Source organism: Klenkia terrae, from assembly GCF_900491935.1.
GTDB lineage: Bacteria > Actinomycetota > Actinomycetes > Mycobacteriales > Geodermatophilaceae > Klenkia > Klenkia terrae.
Map to the genome: position 1 here is coordinate 1,236,665 of NZ_UEXK01000004.1, position 14,566 is coordinate 1,251,230.

14 protein-coding genes are annotated in these 14,566 nt (G+C 73.6%); 5 read left to right on the plus strand and 9 right to left on the minus strand.

Annotation, left to right across the window (positions count from 1 at the left end):
- Positions 1 to 349: 349 nt before the first annotated feature.
- From LFA75_RS06400 to mca, 3 genes are read right to left on the minus strand one after another with little or no spacing between them, the layout of a single operon-like run.
- Positions 350 to 874 (minus strand): phosphate-starvation-inducible PsiE family protein, encoded by a 525-nt coding sequence (locus LFA75_RS06400; RefSeq protein ID WP_225232844.1) that lies wholly within the window; start codon positions 872 to 874, stop codon positions 350 to 352.
- Between the two features lie 34 nt (positions 875 to 908).
- Complete coding sequence (locus LFA75_RS06405) at positions 909 to 1,229, minus strand: hypothetical protein (protein ID WP_225232845.1); 321 nt, start codon at positions 1,227 to 1,229, stop codon at positions 909 to 911.
- A complete protein-coding gene (mca, locus tag LFA75_RS06410) occupies positions 1,226 to 2,113 on the minus strand; it encodes a mycothiol conjugate amidase Mca (RefSeq protein ID WP_225232846.1) in 888 nt (295 codons plus the stop codon). Before mca ends, LFA75_RS06405 begins: the two co-directional genes overlap by 4 nt.
- A gap of 174 nt (positions 2,114 to 2,287) precedes the next feature.
- On the opposite strand from mca, the gene greA reads away from it, so the two are divergent.
- Positions 2,288 to 2,791: a transcription elongation factor GreA gene (gene greA, locus LFA75_RS06415; RefSeq protein WP_225232847.1), complete on the plus strand. Its 504-nt coding sequence runs from the start codon at positions 2,288 to 2,290 to the stop codon at positions 2,789 to 2,791.
- 10 nt (positions 2,792 to 2,801) lie between these two features.
- Entirely contained in the window at positions 2,802 to 3,176 is a 375-nt protein-coding gene (locus LFA75_RS06420) for an RNHCP domain-containing protein (protein ID WP_263639422.1), read from the plus strand.
- 31 nt (positions 3,177 to 3,207) lie between these two features.
- Here LFA75_RS06420 and LFA75_RS06425 read toward each other — a convergent pair whose 3' ends face one another.
- From LFA75_RS06425 to LFA75_RS06445, 5 genes are all read right to left on the minus strand, one after another.
- Complete coding sequence (locus LFA75_RS06425; protein WP_225232849.1) at positions 3,208 to 5,277, minus strand: M3 family metallopeptidase; 2,070 nt, start codon at positions 5,275 to 5,277, stop codon at positions 3,208 to 3,210.
- A gap of 38 nt (positions 5,278 to 5,315) precedes the next feature.
- Positions 5,316 to 6,122: an ABC transporter permease gene (locus LFA75_RS06430; protein ID WP_225232850.1), complete on the minus strand. Its 807-nt coding sequence runs from the start codon at positions 6,120 to 6,122 to the stop codon at positions 5,316 to 5,318.
- Positions 6,119 to 7,093 carry an ATP-binding cassette domain-containing protein gene (locus LFA75_RS06435; RefSeq protein ID WP_225232851.1) on the minus strand — a complete coding sequence of 325 codons (975 nt, stop codon included), beginning with the start codon at positions 7,091 to 7,093 and terminating at the stop codon, positions 6,119 to 6,121. The genes LFA75_RS06430 and LFA75_RS06435 overlap by 4 nt, the downstream gene beginning before the upstream one ends.
- 130 nt (positions 7,094 to 7,223) lie before the next feature.
- Positions 7,224 to 8,447 (minus strand): threonine ammonia-lyase, encoded by a 1,224-nt coding sequence (gene ilvA / locus LFA75_RS06440; protein WP_225232852.1) that lies wholly within the window; start codon positions 8,445 to 8,447, stop codon positions 7,224 to 7,226.
- 22 nt (positions 8,448 to 8,469) lie between these two features.
- A complete protein-coding gene (locus LFA75_RS06445) occupies positions 8,470 to 9,165 on the minus strand; it encodes a GOLPH3/VPS74 family protein (RefSeq protein ID WP_225232853.1) in 696 nt (231 codons plus the stop codon).
- A 70-nt stretch (positions 9,166 to 9,235) separates the two neighbouring features.
- Between LFA75_RS06445 and LFA75_RS06450 the strand changes: the two genes are divergently transcribed.
- The 3 genes from LFA75_RS06450 (at position 9,236) to LFA75_RS06460 (ending at position 13,213) form a co-directional block, all read left to right on the plus strand.
- Entirely contained in the window at positions 9,236 to 10,669 is a 1,434-nt protein-coding gene (locus tag LFA75_RS06450) for a sigma 54-interacting transcriptional regulator (RefSeq protein WP_225232854.1), read from the plus strand.
- Between the two features lie 2 nt (positions 10,670 to 10,671).
- Complete coding sequence (locus tag LFA75_RS06455) at positions 10,672 to 12,663, plus strand: VWA domain-containing protein (protein WP_225232855.1); 1,992 nt, start codon at positions 10,672 to 10,674, stop codon at positions 12,661 to 12,663.
- Between the two features lie 106 nt (positions 12,664 to 12,769).
- On the plus strand, positions 12,770 to 13,213 hold the full coding sequence (locus LFA75_RS06460; RefSeq protein WP_225232856.1) for a GNAT family N-acetyltransferase: 444 nt from the start codon (positions 12,770 to 12,772) through the stop codon (positions 13,211 to 13,213).
- Here the strand turns inward: LFA75_RS06460 and LFA75_RS06465 are convergent.
- A complete protein-coding gene (locus LFA75_RS06465; RefSeq protein ID WP_225232857.1) occupies positions 13,206 to 14,564 on the minus strand; it encodes a DUF2252 domain-containing protein in 1,359 nt (452 codons plus the stop codon). The genes LFA75_RS06460 and LFA75_RS06465 overlap by 8 nt on opposite strands.
- Positions 14,565 to 14,566 lie beyond the last annotated feature (2 nt).

Below are 14,566 nucleotides of genomic sequence, written 5' to 3' on the forward strand. Positions count from 1 at the left end.
TTTTTTTAAAGGAAAAAGCGGCCATGCGAGATCCCCTCGGGCCGCGTGGCCGCGAAGATGTGAAAAAGGGACAGGCCCGCGACCGGGGCCCCCGCCGCGACCGGGGAAGCCGCGGCCGGCGCCGGCGAAGGCGGCCGCGAACGGGCCGCCCGGGGGGAAGGGGCCGCCGCCGTGCTCGCCGCGCTCGCGGCCGTGGCGGTGGTGGCCCAGGGGGGAGGGATGGGGACGCATGGCGCTCTCCAGGGGTGCGGAGGGCCCGCCGATCGGGTCCTGCTGTGCATCAATGTAAGCGTGTAATCAAGTAATGCAAGTGGTTGAGCGAGCGACAGCGACCGCGGACGGCGACGGATCAGGCCCGGTCGGCGGTCTCCGGGTCGGGCGGGGCGTTCTCCCCCTCGTCGGGCTCGCGCTCCTTGCGCCGCAGCAGCAGGGAGGTGAGGCCCAGCAGCAGCACCAGCACCCCGAGGACGCCGATCTCGATCATCCGGTCGTCGAACCCGGCGGTCCCGACCTTGCCGGCGGCCTCGACGCTGAGCACCACGATCTCCTTGATCGAGGCGATGATGCCGACCAGCAGGAAGGGCTCGGCGATCAGCTCGCGCTTCTCGACCGTCGTCCGGACCGCGAAGAGCAGCTCTACGACGATGAAGACCAGCAGGAGCACGTCGAGCAGCTCCAGCACCGGCGTGTCGGAGAAGTCCGAGACCAGTCCCCAGGTCGTCTTCCCGGCGAGCACCAGCAGGACCAGCGCCGTGACGACGAGGAACAGCGCGATCCCGGCGTAGACGACGTTCTCGGCGAGCTCGAGCACCCGGGTGCCCACCCGCCCGAAACCCGGCGGGTGCCCCTGCTTGTCGTCCCTCTGCACGGCCACGGCGTGAGCATGGGGCACAGCGGGGCCCCACGCCTCAGGACGCGGCGGTGGGCCCCTCGTCCGGGTCGGTGCGGCGCGGCGGCTCGATGGCCAGGGGCTGCCGGCGCAGGACGTCGAGCAGCTCCTCGCCCGGCCGCGGCTCGAACAGCTCCGAGGCGTCGTCGGGCACGTGGACCGGGGCCTCGGCGGGGTCGAAGCTGACCGGCAGGCGCTTGAGGTGCTTGCCCATCGAGCGGCCCAGCAGCAGGACGGCGACGAGGAGGACGACGGTCAGCAGGGCGCCCAGGGGGCCGGACTTGCCGATGTCCTCGGGCAGCTGCTCGCTGGCGGCCAGCACGGCCATGCCGACGGTCATCGGACGCCGACCTCGCTGCGGATCCCCGCGAACAGGTCGTCCTCGGGGGTGGCGCTGTCCACCGTCGAGCGGGCCAGCTCGAAGTCCTCGGTCGGCCACACCCGCTGCTGCATGTCCATCGGCGTGGAGAACCAGCGCCCGGTCGGGTCGATCTGCGTGGCGTGGGCGATCAGCGCGCGGTCGCGGATGCCGAAGTACTCACCGCACGGCACCCGGGTGGTGACCCGGTGGGAGATGTCCTTGGCCGGGTCCCACTTGTCCAGCATCTCGGCGTACGGGGAGTCCAGGCCGGCGGCGACCATCGCCTCGTGGATCGCCTTCGTCCGGGGCAGCGTGAAGCTCATGTTGTAGTACAGCTTCCCTACCTGCCAGGGCTCCCCCAGCTCGGGGTACCGGTCGGGGTCGGCGGCCGCCTCGAAGGCGTGCACCGAGATCTCGTGGGTCTTGATGTGGTCGGGGTGCGGGTAGCCACCGCGCTCGTCGTAGGTGGTCATCACCTGCGGCCGGAAGCGGCGGATGAGCTCCACCAGGGGTGCGGCGGCCTCCTCGAGCGGCACGAGGGCGAAGCAGCCCTCGGGCAGCGGCGGCATCGGGTCGCCCTCGGGCAGCCCGGAGTCGACGAAGCCGAGCCACTCCTGGCCCACGCCGAGGATCTCGCGGGCGGCGGCCATCTCCTCGGAGCGGATCTGCGGCAGCCGCTCCCACACCTCGGGTCGGTCCATCGCCGGGTTGAGCACGGAGCCGCGCTCACCGCCGGTGCAGGTGGCCACCAGGACGTCGACGCCCTCGGCGACGTACTTGGCCATCGTGGCCGCACCCTTGCTCGACTCGTCGTCGGGATGGGCGTGCACCGCGAGCAGTCGCAGCTGGTCCGGTTGGGTCACGTGCTCCATGGTCCCACCCGCGCGCGCCCGACGTCGGACACCCCGAACGGGCCTGCCCGGTCTCCGAACCCGTCACCGGGAGTGCGGCAGAGCACACCGGGGTGTTAGCTTGGTCGTTCGTCCGCAGCCGCTCCCCGCCACGGGGGGCGGCTCTTGAGTTGTAGGAGCACCCACATGGCCACCATCGACGAGCAGGACCAGGGCGTCTGGCTGACCCAGGAGGCCTACGACCGTCTCAAGACCGAGCACGACGAGCTGGTGGCCGGCCGCACCGCGATGGCCGCGGAGATCAACGCGCGCCGCGAGGAGGGCGACCTCAAGGAGAACGGCGGCTACCACGCCGCCAAGGACGAGCAGGGCAAGCAGGAGGGCCGGATCCGCCAGCTGGTGGACCTGCTCCGCAAGGCCCGGGTGGGCGAGCCGCCGAAGACCGCCACGAACGCCGCGCTGGGCACCGTCATCACCATCGCCTTCGACGGCGACGAGGACGACACCGAGAAGTTCCTGCTCGGCTCGCGCGAGATTGCCGGCACCACCGGGCTCTCGGTCTACTCCCCCGAGTCCGCCCTCGGCGCCTCGATCCTGGGCGCGGAGCCGGGCAGCTCGGTGACCTACCAGGCGCCCAACGGCAAGGACATCACGGTGAAGGTGCTCGCCGTCGAGCCCTTCGTGCCCTGAGCGCAGCGCCCTGAGCAGCACACCGGACGCGCACGACGCCGACGACCCCGGGAGCCCGCGCTCCCGGGGTCGTTCGCGTGCCCGGGAGAACACCACGTTCGCCTGCGTGCACTGCACGCGGACGGTGCCGCCCAACACCGACGGCCACTACCGCAACCACTGCCCGTACTGCCTGTGGTCCCTGCACGTCGACGAGGTGCCCGGCGACCGCGCCAGCACCTGCCGGCAGGCGATGGCGCCGATCGGGCTGGTGGAGAAGTCCGGCAAGGGCTGGCAGGTGGTGCACCGCTGCACGGCCTGCGGGCACCACCAGCCCAACCGCCTGGTCCGCGACGGCGAGTCCCCCGACGACCTGGACCTCGTCCTCGACCTGCCCTGGCTGTGACGACGGGAGGGCCGGGCCCTCCCGTCGTCGGTCACCCCAGCCCGCGACGCCGGAGCAGCGGGGCCGGGTCGGGCTCGCGGCCGACGACGGCGCGGAACGCGCCCAGCGGGTCGACCGAGCCCCCGCGGCTGAGCAGCTCGCCCCGGAAGGTGTCGCCGTTGGCCCGGGTGAGGCCGCCGTTGGCCTTGAACCACTCGACGGTGTCGGCGTCGAGCACCTCGGACCAGATGTAGGAGTAGTAGCCGGCCGAGTAGCCGCCGGCGAACACGTGGGTGAAGTACGTGGTGCGGTAGCGCGGGGGCACCAGGTCCGAGGCCACACCCGCGGCCTGCAGCGCCGCGGCCTCGAACGCCTGCGGGTCCTCGACCACGGTGTCCGGGGTGATCCGGTGCCAGGCCTGGTCCAGCAGCGTCGCCGCCAGGTACTCCAGCGTGCCGTGCCCCTCGCCCCACAGCGACGCCGCCTCGATGGCGGCGACCACCTCGGCGCCCAGCGGCTCACCGGTCTCGGTGTGCACGGCGTAGTGGGCCAGCACCTCGGGCCACAGCGCCCACATCTCGTTCACCTGGCTGGGGAACTCGACGAAGTCGCGCGGCACGCTGGTGCCGGAGAACCGCGGGTAGGTGACCGCCGAGGACAGCCCGTGCAGCGTGTGCCCGAACTCGTGGAACAGCGTGGTGACCTCGTCGAGGGTGAGCAGCGTGGGCTGCCCGGCCGCCGCGCGGGTGACGTTGAGGACGTTGAACACGACGGGCTTCGCGTCCAGCAGCCGGGACTGCGACACGAACGAGCTCATCCAGGCACCGCCGCGCTTGCCGTCGCGGGCGTAGAAGTCGCCCAGGTACAGGCCGACCGGCTCGCCGGCTGCGTCCGCGACCTCCCAGACCCGGACGTCGGGGTGGTAGCCGTGGAGGTCGGGGCGCGGAGTGAAGGTGTAGCCGTAGAGCAGCCGGGCAGCGTGGAAGACGCCGTCGACCAGCACCCGGTCCAGCTCGAACCACGGGCGCAGCGCGGCGGTGTCCACCGCGTAGCGGTCCCGGCGGACCTGCTCGCTGTAGAAGGCCCAGTCCCAGGCGGCCAGCTCGACCCCGTCGGCGGCGGCGAGCTCGGCGAGCACCTCGCCCTCGGCCCGGGCGTTGGCCACCGACGGCGGAACCAGGGTGGCCAGCAGCGCGTCGACCGCGGTGGACGTCTTCGCCGTCTGGTCGGCGGCGACGAGGTCGGCGTGCGTGTCGAACCCGAGCAGCCGGGCGCGGACCGCCCGCACGTGCGCGATCTGCGCGGCCACCGGGCCGTTGTCGTGCTCCCCGGTCGACGCGCGGGTCACCGACGCCTCGTGCAGCCGGCACCGCAGGCCCCGGTCGGCCAGCTTGGCCATCGCCGGCTGGCCCGAGGGCAGCACCAGGGTCAGCAGGTAGCCCTCCCGGCCGCGCTCGGTGGCCGCCGTGGCCGCAGCCGCGATCTCGGCCTCGCTCAGCCCGGCCAGCTCGGCCCGGTCGGTGACCAGCACCGCGGCGGCCTCGGTGGCCACCACCAGGTTCTGCCCGAACGTCGTCGACAGCTGGGACAGCTGCTGGTTGAGCGCGCGCAGCTGCTCCCGCCCGGCCTCGTCGAGCTGGGCCCCCGCGAGCACGAAGTCCAGGTGGTAGCGCTCGACCAACCGGACCGCCTCGGCGTCCAGGCCGTGCCCACCGGCGGCCACGGCCGCGTGCACCGCGTCGATCCGGGCGAACAGCTCCGGGTCCAGCCGCAGCGCGTCGGAGTGCGCCGCCGACAGCGGGGACACCTCGCGCTCGATCTCGCGCAGCCGCTCCGAGGAGTTCGACGACGCCAGTGCGTAGAAGACGACCTGGGCCCGGTGCAGCAGCTCCCCGGACCGCTCCAGGGCGACCACGGTGTTCTCGAACGTCGGCTCGTCGGCCGAGCCGGTGAGGGCGGTGACCTCGGCCCGCTGCGCGGCCATGCCGGCCAGCAGCGCCTCGCGGCAGTGCTCCAGGGTCAGCTCGGCGAAGGGCGGCAGCCCGAACGGCAGCGGGGACGGCTGCGCCAGCGGGTTCTCGGCGGGGAGGTCGGCGGTGGGGTGCGTCGTCGCGGTGCTCATCACCGGCCAGTGTGCCCCGCCGCCGCCGGCCGCCGCGCTCACCGACTGCCGGCCCGGAGGTAGGCCCGCACGGCCAGCGGCACGAACACCGCCAGGATGACCACGGCCCAGATCAGCGTGTAGAGCACCGGGTTCTGCAGCGACCAGGCGTCGGCGACCGGGACGCTGTCGGGCTGGTTGCCGAACAGGTCGCGCGCGGCCTGCACCACGGTGGAGACCGGGTTCCACTCGGCGAAGGTGCGCAGCACGGCCGGGAAGCTCTCCAGCGGCACGAAGGTGTTGGCCACGAACGTCAGCGGGAAGATCACGATGAAGCTGGCGTTGTTGACCACCTCGGGGGTGCGGACCAGCAGCCCGACCAGCGCCATCATCCAGCTGACGGCGAAGGCGAACACCAGCAGGATGAGGAACCCGCCGATCGCCTCGGGCACCGAGCTGTTGATCCGCCAGCCCACGAGCAGCCCGGTCAGCGCCATGACCACGATCGAGATGGCGTTGAGCCCGAGGTCGGCGACGGTGCGGCCGATGAGCACCGCCGACCGGGACATCGGCAGCGAGCGGAACCGGTCGACCAGGCCCTTCTGCAGGTCCTCGGCGATGCTCGCCCCGGTCGTGGTGGACCCGAACACGACGGTCTGGGCGAAGATCCCCGGCAGCAGGAACTCCGCGTAGGTGATGCCGTCGGGCAGCTCGATCGCGCCGCCGAACACGTAGCGGAACAGCAGCACGAACATGATCGGCGACAGCGTCGCGAACACGATCAGGTCGGGGACCCGCTTGACCTTGATCAGGTTGCGCCGGGTGATGACCAGGCTGTCGGTCAGGGTGTGCGACAGGGCGCTCATCGGCTCGGCTCCTCGGCGGGGGTCTCGGCGTCCTCGGCCGCGTGGCCGGTGAGGGTGAGGAAGACGTCGTCCAGGTCGGGACGGCGCAGACCGACGTCGAGCAGCGCGACGCCGCTGCCCTCCAGCAGCCGCAGGGCCTCGGCCAGGGTGGCCGCGCCCCCGGTCACCGGCAGCGTCAGCCGCCGGGTCTGCTCGTCGCGGTGCGGGGTGTCCAGCGCCAGCGGGCGCAGCAGGTCCGCAGCCGTCGCCAGGCCCTTGACCGAGTCGACGGTCAGCTCGAGCCGCTCACCGCCGACCTGGGCCTTGAGCTCGTCGGCGGTGCCGCGGGCGATCACCTTGCCCCGGTCGATGACCACCATCCGGTCGGCCAGCCGGTCGGCCTCCTCCAGGTACTGCGTGGTCAGCAGGATCGTGGTGCCGTCGCTGACCAGGTCGGCGATGAACTCCCACATGCCCAGCCGGCTGCGCGGGTCCAGCCCGGTGGTCGGCTCGTCGAGGAAGAGCACCCGCGGCCGGGCGATGAGCGAGGCGGCGATGTCCAGCCGCCGCCGCATGCCGCCGGAGTAGGTCTTGGCCGGTCGCCGGGCGGCGTCGGTCAGGTCGAACCGCTCGAGCAGCTGCCCGGCCCGGGTGCGGGCCTCCTTCTTGCCCAGCCGGTGGAGCCGGCCGACCATCTCGAGGTTCTCCTCGCCGGTGAGGTACTCGTCGACGGCGGCGTACTGCCCGGTCAGCCCGATCACCCCGCGCACCCGGTCGGCCTGGGTGACCACGTCCAGGCCGGTGACCTCAGCCCGGCCGCCGTCGGGGGCCGACAGCGTCGACAGGATGCGGACCACCGTCGTCTTGCCCGCGCCGTTGGGCCCGAGCAGCCCGAGCACCGTGCCCTCGGCGACGGTCAGCGAGACCCCGTCGAGGGCGGTGAAGTCACCGAACCGCTTGACCAGGCCCTCGACCACCACGGCATCGCTCATGACCGGGACCGTAGGTCGACCCACCGACAGAACCTGCGCACGTCCGCTCCCGACCGTCCCGGAGCCCCGGTCCGGGGTGCTCGGGGGTGGGACCGCGCGCGGCGGCCGAGCTCATCGGCGCCCGGTCGGGTCAGCCGTCGCTGACCGCGTACCCCACCCGCTGCAGCGCCGCGACCACCTCGCGGGCGTGGTCGGGGCCCCGGGTCTCCAGCACGACGGCGATCTCGACCTCGCCCAGGTCCAGCTGGGCCGTCGTCCGCTCGTGCTCCACCGACAGGACGTTGGCCGAGACGGCGGCCAGCTCGCGCAGCAGACCGGCCAGGGAGCCCGGCCGGTCGGGCACCCGGACGCGCAGGGACTGGTAGCGCCCGGCGGCGGCCATGCCGTGCTGGACGACCTTCATCATCAGCACCGGGTCGATGTTGCCGCCGGACACCACCGCCACCACCGGCGCGGCGAAGGCCCCGGGGTCGGCCAGCACCGCGGCGACCGCGGCCACCCCGGCCGGCTCGACCACCAGCTTGGCCCGCTCCAGGCAGAACAGCAGCGCCCGGGACAGCTCGGCCTCGGTCACCGTCCGCACCTCGTCGACCAGCCCGGCCACGTGGGCGAGGGTGAGGTCGCCGGGGGCGGCCACCGCGATGCCGTCGGCCATCGTGGTCATCGACGCCAGCGGGACCGGCACCCCGGCCACCAGCGACGCCGGGAAGGCCGCCGCCGCGGCCGCCTGGACGGCCACCACCCGGACGTCGGGCCGGGTGGCCTTGACCGCGGCGGCGATGCCCGCGACCAGCCCGCCGCCGCCGGTGCAGACCACGACCGTGGCCACGTCGGGGCACTGCTCCAGGATCTCCAGCCCGACGGTGCCCTGCCCGGCGATGACGTCGGGGTGGTCGAAGGGGTGGATGAACACCGAGCCGGTCTCGTCGGCGAACTGCCGCGCGGCCACCAGCGGCTCGGTCAGGGAGTCCCCGAGCTGGTGGACGGTGGCCCCGTAGCCGCGGGTGGCGGCCAGCTTCGGCAGCGGCGCGGTCTCGGGCATGAACACGGTGGCCGCGGCCCCGAGCTCGCGCGCCGCCAGCGCCACCCCCTGCGCGTGGTTGCCCGCGCTGGCGGCCACGACCCCGGCCGCGCGCTCGACGTCGGTCAGCCGGGCGATGCGGGTGTAGGCGCCGCGGATCTTGAACGACCCGGTGCGCTGCAGGTTCTCGCACTTGAGCCACACCGGGCCGCCCACCCGCTCGGCCAGGGCCCGCGAGTGCTCCAGCGGGGTCCGCCGCACCACCCCGGCCAGCAGCGCGGCCGCGGACTCGACGTCGGCACCGGTGACCAGGGGGAGGGCGGGTTCGCTCACCCCCCGATCCTGGCACCCGCGCTCAGGACGTCGTGCTGATGAACACCGGGACGAAGACCGCCACCATCATCACGGCCATCAGCTCGTCGAGGGCCTTGGCGACCGCTCCCCCGGCCCAGTCCCCGGCCCGCACCGCGTCGGCCCGCGCCTGCAGCTGCGCGCCGTCCACGTCCGGGAAGAGCGTGGGCGCCAGCTTCGTGACCGACAGCATCGAGACCAGGGTCGCCGTCCGGCGGTCGGGCTGCGCGCCGTCGACCAGCACGGCGCGCACCCGGCCGCGGATCTCCCGCTCCACCGACGGGTCGGCCTCCGGCCAGCTGCTGGTCGGGAACAGCCCCAGGACCTTGCCGCGCTCGTGGGTGAGCACCCCGTCGGCGACGAGCTCGTCGAGCAGCTGCTCGCGCAGCTTCGCCCCCCGGTCGGTGAAGGTCATGGTGGTGAGGGCCCCGATGGCCTCCTTGGGCGCCTTGCCGTGGACGGTGTCGACGACCTCGGCGAGCAGTTCGTCGGTCGGCCGGGCGGCGCCCGTGCGGCGCAGGCGCCCAGGCTCGACCTCGCCGCCGGCGTCGAGCTGCAGGTCCAGCGCGCCCGCCGCGACCAGCTCGACGACGGCCGTACCGGCCAGCGCCGCGTTCAGCGCCGAGCCGTCGACGACCGGCTTGCCCTCCACCTCGTCCAGCGCCAGCAGCAGCAGTTCGCTCGCGGTGCTCCGGGTCATGGCCCGACCCTGGCAGGACCCCCACCTGCACGCACCCCGGATGTCGCACCACCGTCGTACCGTGAGTGGGGTGACGGAGACCCCCGCACCCACGACCCTCGGCGAGCTGCGCGACAGCGGCGCCGTCCCCGTCGGCGTCAAGGCCGAACTGCGCACCAACCTGCTCGCCCGCCTGGCCGCGGGCGAGCCCACCCTGCCCGGCATCGTCGGGTTCGACGACACCGTCCTGCCCGAGGTCGAGCGGGCGCTCATCGCCGGCCACGACCTCGTCCTGCTCGGCGAGCGCGGCCAGGGCAAGACCCGCCTCATCCGCACCCTGGTCGGCCTGCTCGACGAGTGGACGCCGGTGCTGGTCGGCAGCGAGCTCAACGAGCACCCGCTGGCCCCGGTCAGCGTCTGGGCGCACCGGCAGATCGCCGAGCACGGCGACGCCACCCCGGTCGGCTGGCTGCACCGCAGCGACCGGTTCGGCGAGAAGCTGGCCACCCCCGACACCAGCGTCGGCGACCTCATCGGCGACGTCGACCCGATCAAGGTGGCCGAGGGCCGCACCCTCGGCGACCCCGAGACCGTCCACTACGGGCTGGTGCCGCGCACCAACCGCGGCATCTTCAGCATCAACGAGCTGCCCGACCTGGCCGAGCGGATCCAGGTGGCGCTGCTCAACGTGCTGGAGGAGCGCGACATCCAGATCCGCGGCTACCGCGTCCGGCTGCCGCTGGACCTGCTGCTGGTCGCCAGCGCCAACCCCGAGGACTACACCAACCGCGGTCGGATCATCACCCCGCTCAAGGACCGCTTCGGCGCCGAGGTCCGCACGCACTACCCGATCGAGCTGGCCGACGAGATCCGGCTGCTGCAGCAGGAGGCGCAGACCAGCTGGCTCGGCGACGGCGCGCTGGACACCCCGCTGGTGCCGGCCCACCTGGTCGAGATCATGGCCCGGTTCACCCGGCTGGTCCGCGAGTCCAGCCAGGTCGACCAGCGCTCGGGCGTCAGCGCCCGCTTCGCCATCGCCGGGCTGGAGACGGTCGCCGCCTCCGCCGTCCGGCGGGCCGCCGTGGCCGGCGAGACCCGGCCCGTGGCCCGGGTGGTCGACCTGCCCGCCGTCGTCCCGGCCAGCCGCGGGAAGGTCGAGTTCGCCGACTCGGGCTCCGACACCGACGACGAGCGCGAGCTCGAGGTGCTCGAGCACCTGCTCCGGCAGGCCACCGCGCAGACCTTCCGGGCCCGCTGCGGCGGCCTGGACCTCACCGGGCTGCAGGAGCACTTCACCTCCGGCGAGGTGGTCGAGTCCGGCGACCTGGTGCCCGCACCGCGGCTGATGAGCCAGGTCGGCACCGTGCCGAACCTGGCGCAGCTGCTGGGCCGGCTGGGTGTGCCCGAGGGCGAGGAGTCCGCCGAGCAGGCGGCCGCCGCGGTCGAGTTCGCGCTCGAGGGTCTGTGGCTGACCCGCCGGCTCGCCAAGGACACCGACGGCAACCGCACCGTCTACGGGAGCTGACCGTGCCCAGGGGGAGCCGCGGCTACCGCTACGGCCGGTGGCGGGGCGGGGAGGACCCGCTCGCCCCGCCCTACGACCTGGGGGACGCCGTCGACGAGATCGGCGACCAGGTGCTGGCCGGCAGCAGCGTGCGGGAGGCGCTGCGCGATCTGCTCCGGCGCGGGCTCGACGGCCGCCGCGGCCTCGACGACCTGCGTCGCTCGGTGCGGGACCGGCTGCGCAGGGCCCGCGAGGCCGGGAGCATGGACGGGACGCTGACCGAGGTCCGCGAGCTGCTGGACCGTGCGCTGGAGGCCGAGCGGCGTGAGCTGTTCCCCGACCCCGACGACGCCGCCCGGCTCGCCGAGGCCGAGCTCGACGCGCTGCCCGAAGACACCGCCGGGGCGGTGCGCGCGCTCAAGGACCGGCAGTGGAGGTCCCCGGAGGCCGCGGAGGCCTACCGGCAGATCCAGGACCTGCTGCAGAAGGAGGTGCTGGACAGCCAGTTCCAGCACATGAAGCAGGCGCTGCAGCAGATGAACGCCGAGGGCCAGGACGGCACCCAGGCGGTCAAGGACATGGTCGCCGACCTGTCCGCCCTGCTGGACGCGCACAACCGCGGGGAGGACACTGACCAGCGGTTCGCCGACTTCATGGACAAGCACGGCCAGTTCTTCCCCGACGACCCGCAGACCGTCGAGGAGCTCGTCGACTCCCTCGCCCGCCGGGCCGCCGCGCAGGAACGCATGATGGCCGGCCTCTCCCCCGAGCAGCGGGCCGAGCTCGGCGAGCTCATGGGCCAGGCCATGCAGGACATGGGGCTGGCCGCGGAGATGGCGCACCTCAACGACGCACTCCGGCAGGCCCGCCCCGACCTGCCGTGGGGCCGACCGGGCCAGGTGCCCGACGGGGACCAGGGCCTGGGCATGGGCGACGCCACGACCGCCGTGGCCGAGCTGGCCGACCTGGAGGCGCTGTCCAGCCAGCTGTCCCAGGGCTACGCGGGGGCCAGCCTCGCCGACGTCGACGAGGAGCTGGTCGAGCGCGCGCTCGGCCGGTCCGGGGTCGACGACCTCGCCGCACTGCGCCGGCTCGAGCGCGAGCTCGAGCGGCAGGGCCACCTGAACCGCACCGAGGGCAAGCTGGAGCTGTCGCCCAAGGCGGTCCGCCGGCTCGGGGCCACGGCCCTGCGCCGGGTGTTCGCCCAGCTGGACTCCACCGGCCGGGGCGAGCACGACGTCGCCGACGCCGGCGCGACCGGCGAGCTCACCGGGGCCAGCCGCGAGTGGCGGTTCGGCGACGAGCAGCCGCTGGACGTCGTCCGGACGGTCCGCAATGCGGTGCTGCGGACGGCGGGGGAACCGCACACCGACGGCGACCGCCGGGTGCAGATCGCCGTCGAGGACTTCGAGGTGGTGGAGACCGAGCGGCGCACCGGCGCCGCCGTGGCGCTGCTGGTCGACCTGTCCTACTCGATGGCGCTGCGCGGCACCTGGGGCGCGGCCAAGTCCACGGCGATGGCGCTGCACTCCCTGGTCACCACCCGGTTCCCGCAGGACGCGATCGAGATCATCGGGTTCGCCTCCACGGCGCAGGTGCTGCGGCCCGAGACGCTGGCCGAGCTGTCGGTGGACACCCTGCAGGGCACCAACCTGCAGCACGGCCTCATGCTGGCCCGCCGCTTCCTGGCCCGGCACCACGACGCCGAGCCGGTCATCCTGGTGGTCACCGACGGCGAGCCGACGGCCCACCTGGAGGACGACGGGTCGCCGTACTTCTGCTGGCCGCCGATGCCCGAGACGATCGCGAAGACCGTCGCCGAGGTGGAGCGGGTGGCCCGGTCGGGCGCGACGATGAACGTGTTCGCGCTGGACCCGGAGCCGGCGCTGGTGCACTTCGTGCAGGACATCACGCAGCGGGCCGGCGGCCGGGTCTTCCTGCCCGACGGCGACCGCCTCGGTGAGTACGTCGTCGCCGATTATCTGCGCACCCGGAGGGGGCGGCGAAGCCGTTAGGCCCGGTGCAGGGGCCCGGCCCGCGCGGAGCGTGGGTCGGGTGGCACCGGGTCCTTCTGCTGCGGACCCGGAGGGGGCGGCGGGCCCGCTGAGGGAGACTGACCGGGTGAGCACGGTCAGGATCGAGCGGGTGGGCGTGCAGGCGACCTACGACCTGCGCGCCCGGGTCCTCCGGCAGGGCCGGCCGGTGCAGATCACCGGGGACGACGCCCCCTCGGCGATCCACCTGGCCGCCCTGCTGGACGACCGGGTGGTCGGCGTCGTCCGGTTCCAGCCGCAGACCTGCCCGTGGCGGGACGCGGAGTACGCCTGGCAGCTGCGCGGCATGGCCACCGACCCCGAGGTCCGCGGGATCGGTGCCGGCCGCGCGCTGGTGGCCGAGGGCCTGGTGCAGATCTCCCGGGCCGGCGCCGACCTGGTGTGGTGCGACGCCCGCGAGGCCGCGGTGGGGTTCTACGAGAAGATCGGGTTCACCGTGGTCAGCGAGCCCTACGACATGCCCCCGGTCGGCCTGCACCTGGGGATGGTGCTGGACCTGCCGATCAGGTGAGCGGGTGCTCCCCGGAGGAGCTGATCCCCGGGATCTCCCCCGCGCGGAACGCGTCGACGAACAACCGGTGGTCGGCGCGCACCCGCGCCGCGTAGGCGTGCGCGAACCCGGTCAGGTCCTCGACCAGCTCCTCGCGCCGGTGCCCGACCAGCGCCAGCACCGCATCCTCGACCTGCACGTCGACCGCCTCGTGCTCGGCGTCGGCGTCCCCGATGCAGTGGATCTTCGCCGTCGCGCGACCCAGCTGCGCCACCACCTCGACGATCTCGTCGGGCTCGGTGAGCTCCTCCCAGTCCAGGTCGTTCTCGTAGGGGGAGAGCTCGGAGACCAGGAACCCGACCCCCCGGATCACGGTGTGGCCCAGGAACGGGGAGGCGTGCGACTGCATCGCCCGCTGCGCCGAGACGGTGCGCTCGCCCTCGTGCTGGAACAGCGCCCGGACCTCGGGGTCGGTGACGATCCGCGACGGCGCGGCGGTGCCGGCCTGCTTGAGCGACAGCACGACGTCGTTCTCCAGCGCCTGGTCGTAGCCCTCCAGCAGCACGGTGTAGGCCGGCAGCCCGGCGCTGCCGATGCCGAACCCGCCGGTGCCCACGACGTCCTTGACGTCGTAGGCGACCTCGCGGCGGCGGACGCCCCGGGGCACCGACTCCCGGTAGAGGTCGACGGCGGCCAGCACCTCGGCCCGCTCGGCGTCGTCGAGCCGCCGGTGCCGGCGGATGTCGGAGAACCGGCGCTGGTGGTCCTCGACGACGGTCAGCCGCTCCAGCAGGGAGACCCGGGTCTGCTCCGCCGTGGCCAGCACCAGCTCGCGGACCGCCCCGGTGGTGGTGTGCCGGTCCAGGGCGAAGTCCCGGTCGGCGTCGGTCCCGGCGAACACCGCGACCTGGTCGAGGTAGGACTCCAGGTAGACCCGCAGCACCGCGGCGATGACGTCGTCGGACAGCGCCTTGCGCCAGGCCAGCAGCGCGAAGCTGGCGCAGAACCGGCGCAGGTCCCACGACAGGTGGCCCAGGTAGGACTCGTCGTAGTCGTTGACGTCGAAGACGACCCGGCCGGTGCCGTCCATGTAGGTGCCGAAGTTGGCGGCGTGCAGGTCGCCGTGGATCCACGTCCGCGACGTCCGCTCGTCGCTCCACTGGTCCTCGGTGTCCACCAGGTCGGCGTAGAACAGGCAGGCCGACCCGCGGTAGAACGCGAACGGGTCGGCGGCCATCTTGCGGAACTTGACCCGGAAGGCGTCGGCGTCGGCCGCCATGAGATCGGAGAAGGCATCCACCAGCACCTCGACGATCCGCGCGCGGCGGGCGTCCTCGTCCTCGACGGGCAGGGCGGCGGGGTGCTCGGTCACCG

Excerpts from the sequence above, each read along its gene's own strand:
- greA (WP_225232847.1), top strand. The coding sequence starts at position 2,288 with ATGGCCACCATCGACGAGCAGGACCAGGGCGTCTGGCTGACCCAGGAG.
- LFA75_RS06425 (WP_225232849.1), bottom strand. The coding sequence starts at position 5,277 with ATGAGCACCGCGACGACGCACCCCACCGCCGACCTCCCCGCCGAGAAC.
- LFA75_RS06430 (WP_225232850.1), bottom strand. The coding sequence starts at position 6,122 with ATGAGCGCCCTGTCGCACACCCTGACCGACAGCCTGGTCATCACCCGG.
- LFA75_RS06435 (WP_225232851.1), bottom strand. The coding sequence starts at position 7,093 with ATGAGCGATGCCGTGGTGGTCGAGGGCCTGGTCAAGCGGTTCGGTGAC.
- LFA75_RS06445 (WP_225232853.1), bottom strand. The coding sequence starts at position 9,165 with ATGACCCGGAGCACCGCGAGCGAACTGCTGCTGCTGGCGCTGGACGAG.
- LFA75_RS06405 (WP_225232845.1), bottom strand. The coding sequence starts at position 1,229 with ATGACCGTCGGCATGGCCGTGCTGGCCGCCAGCGAGCAGCTGCCCGAG.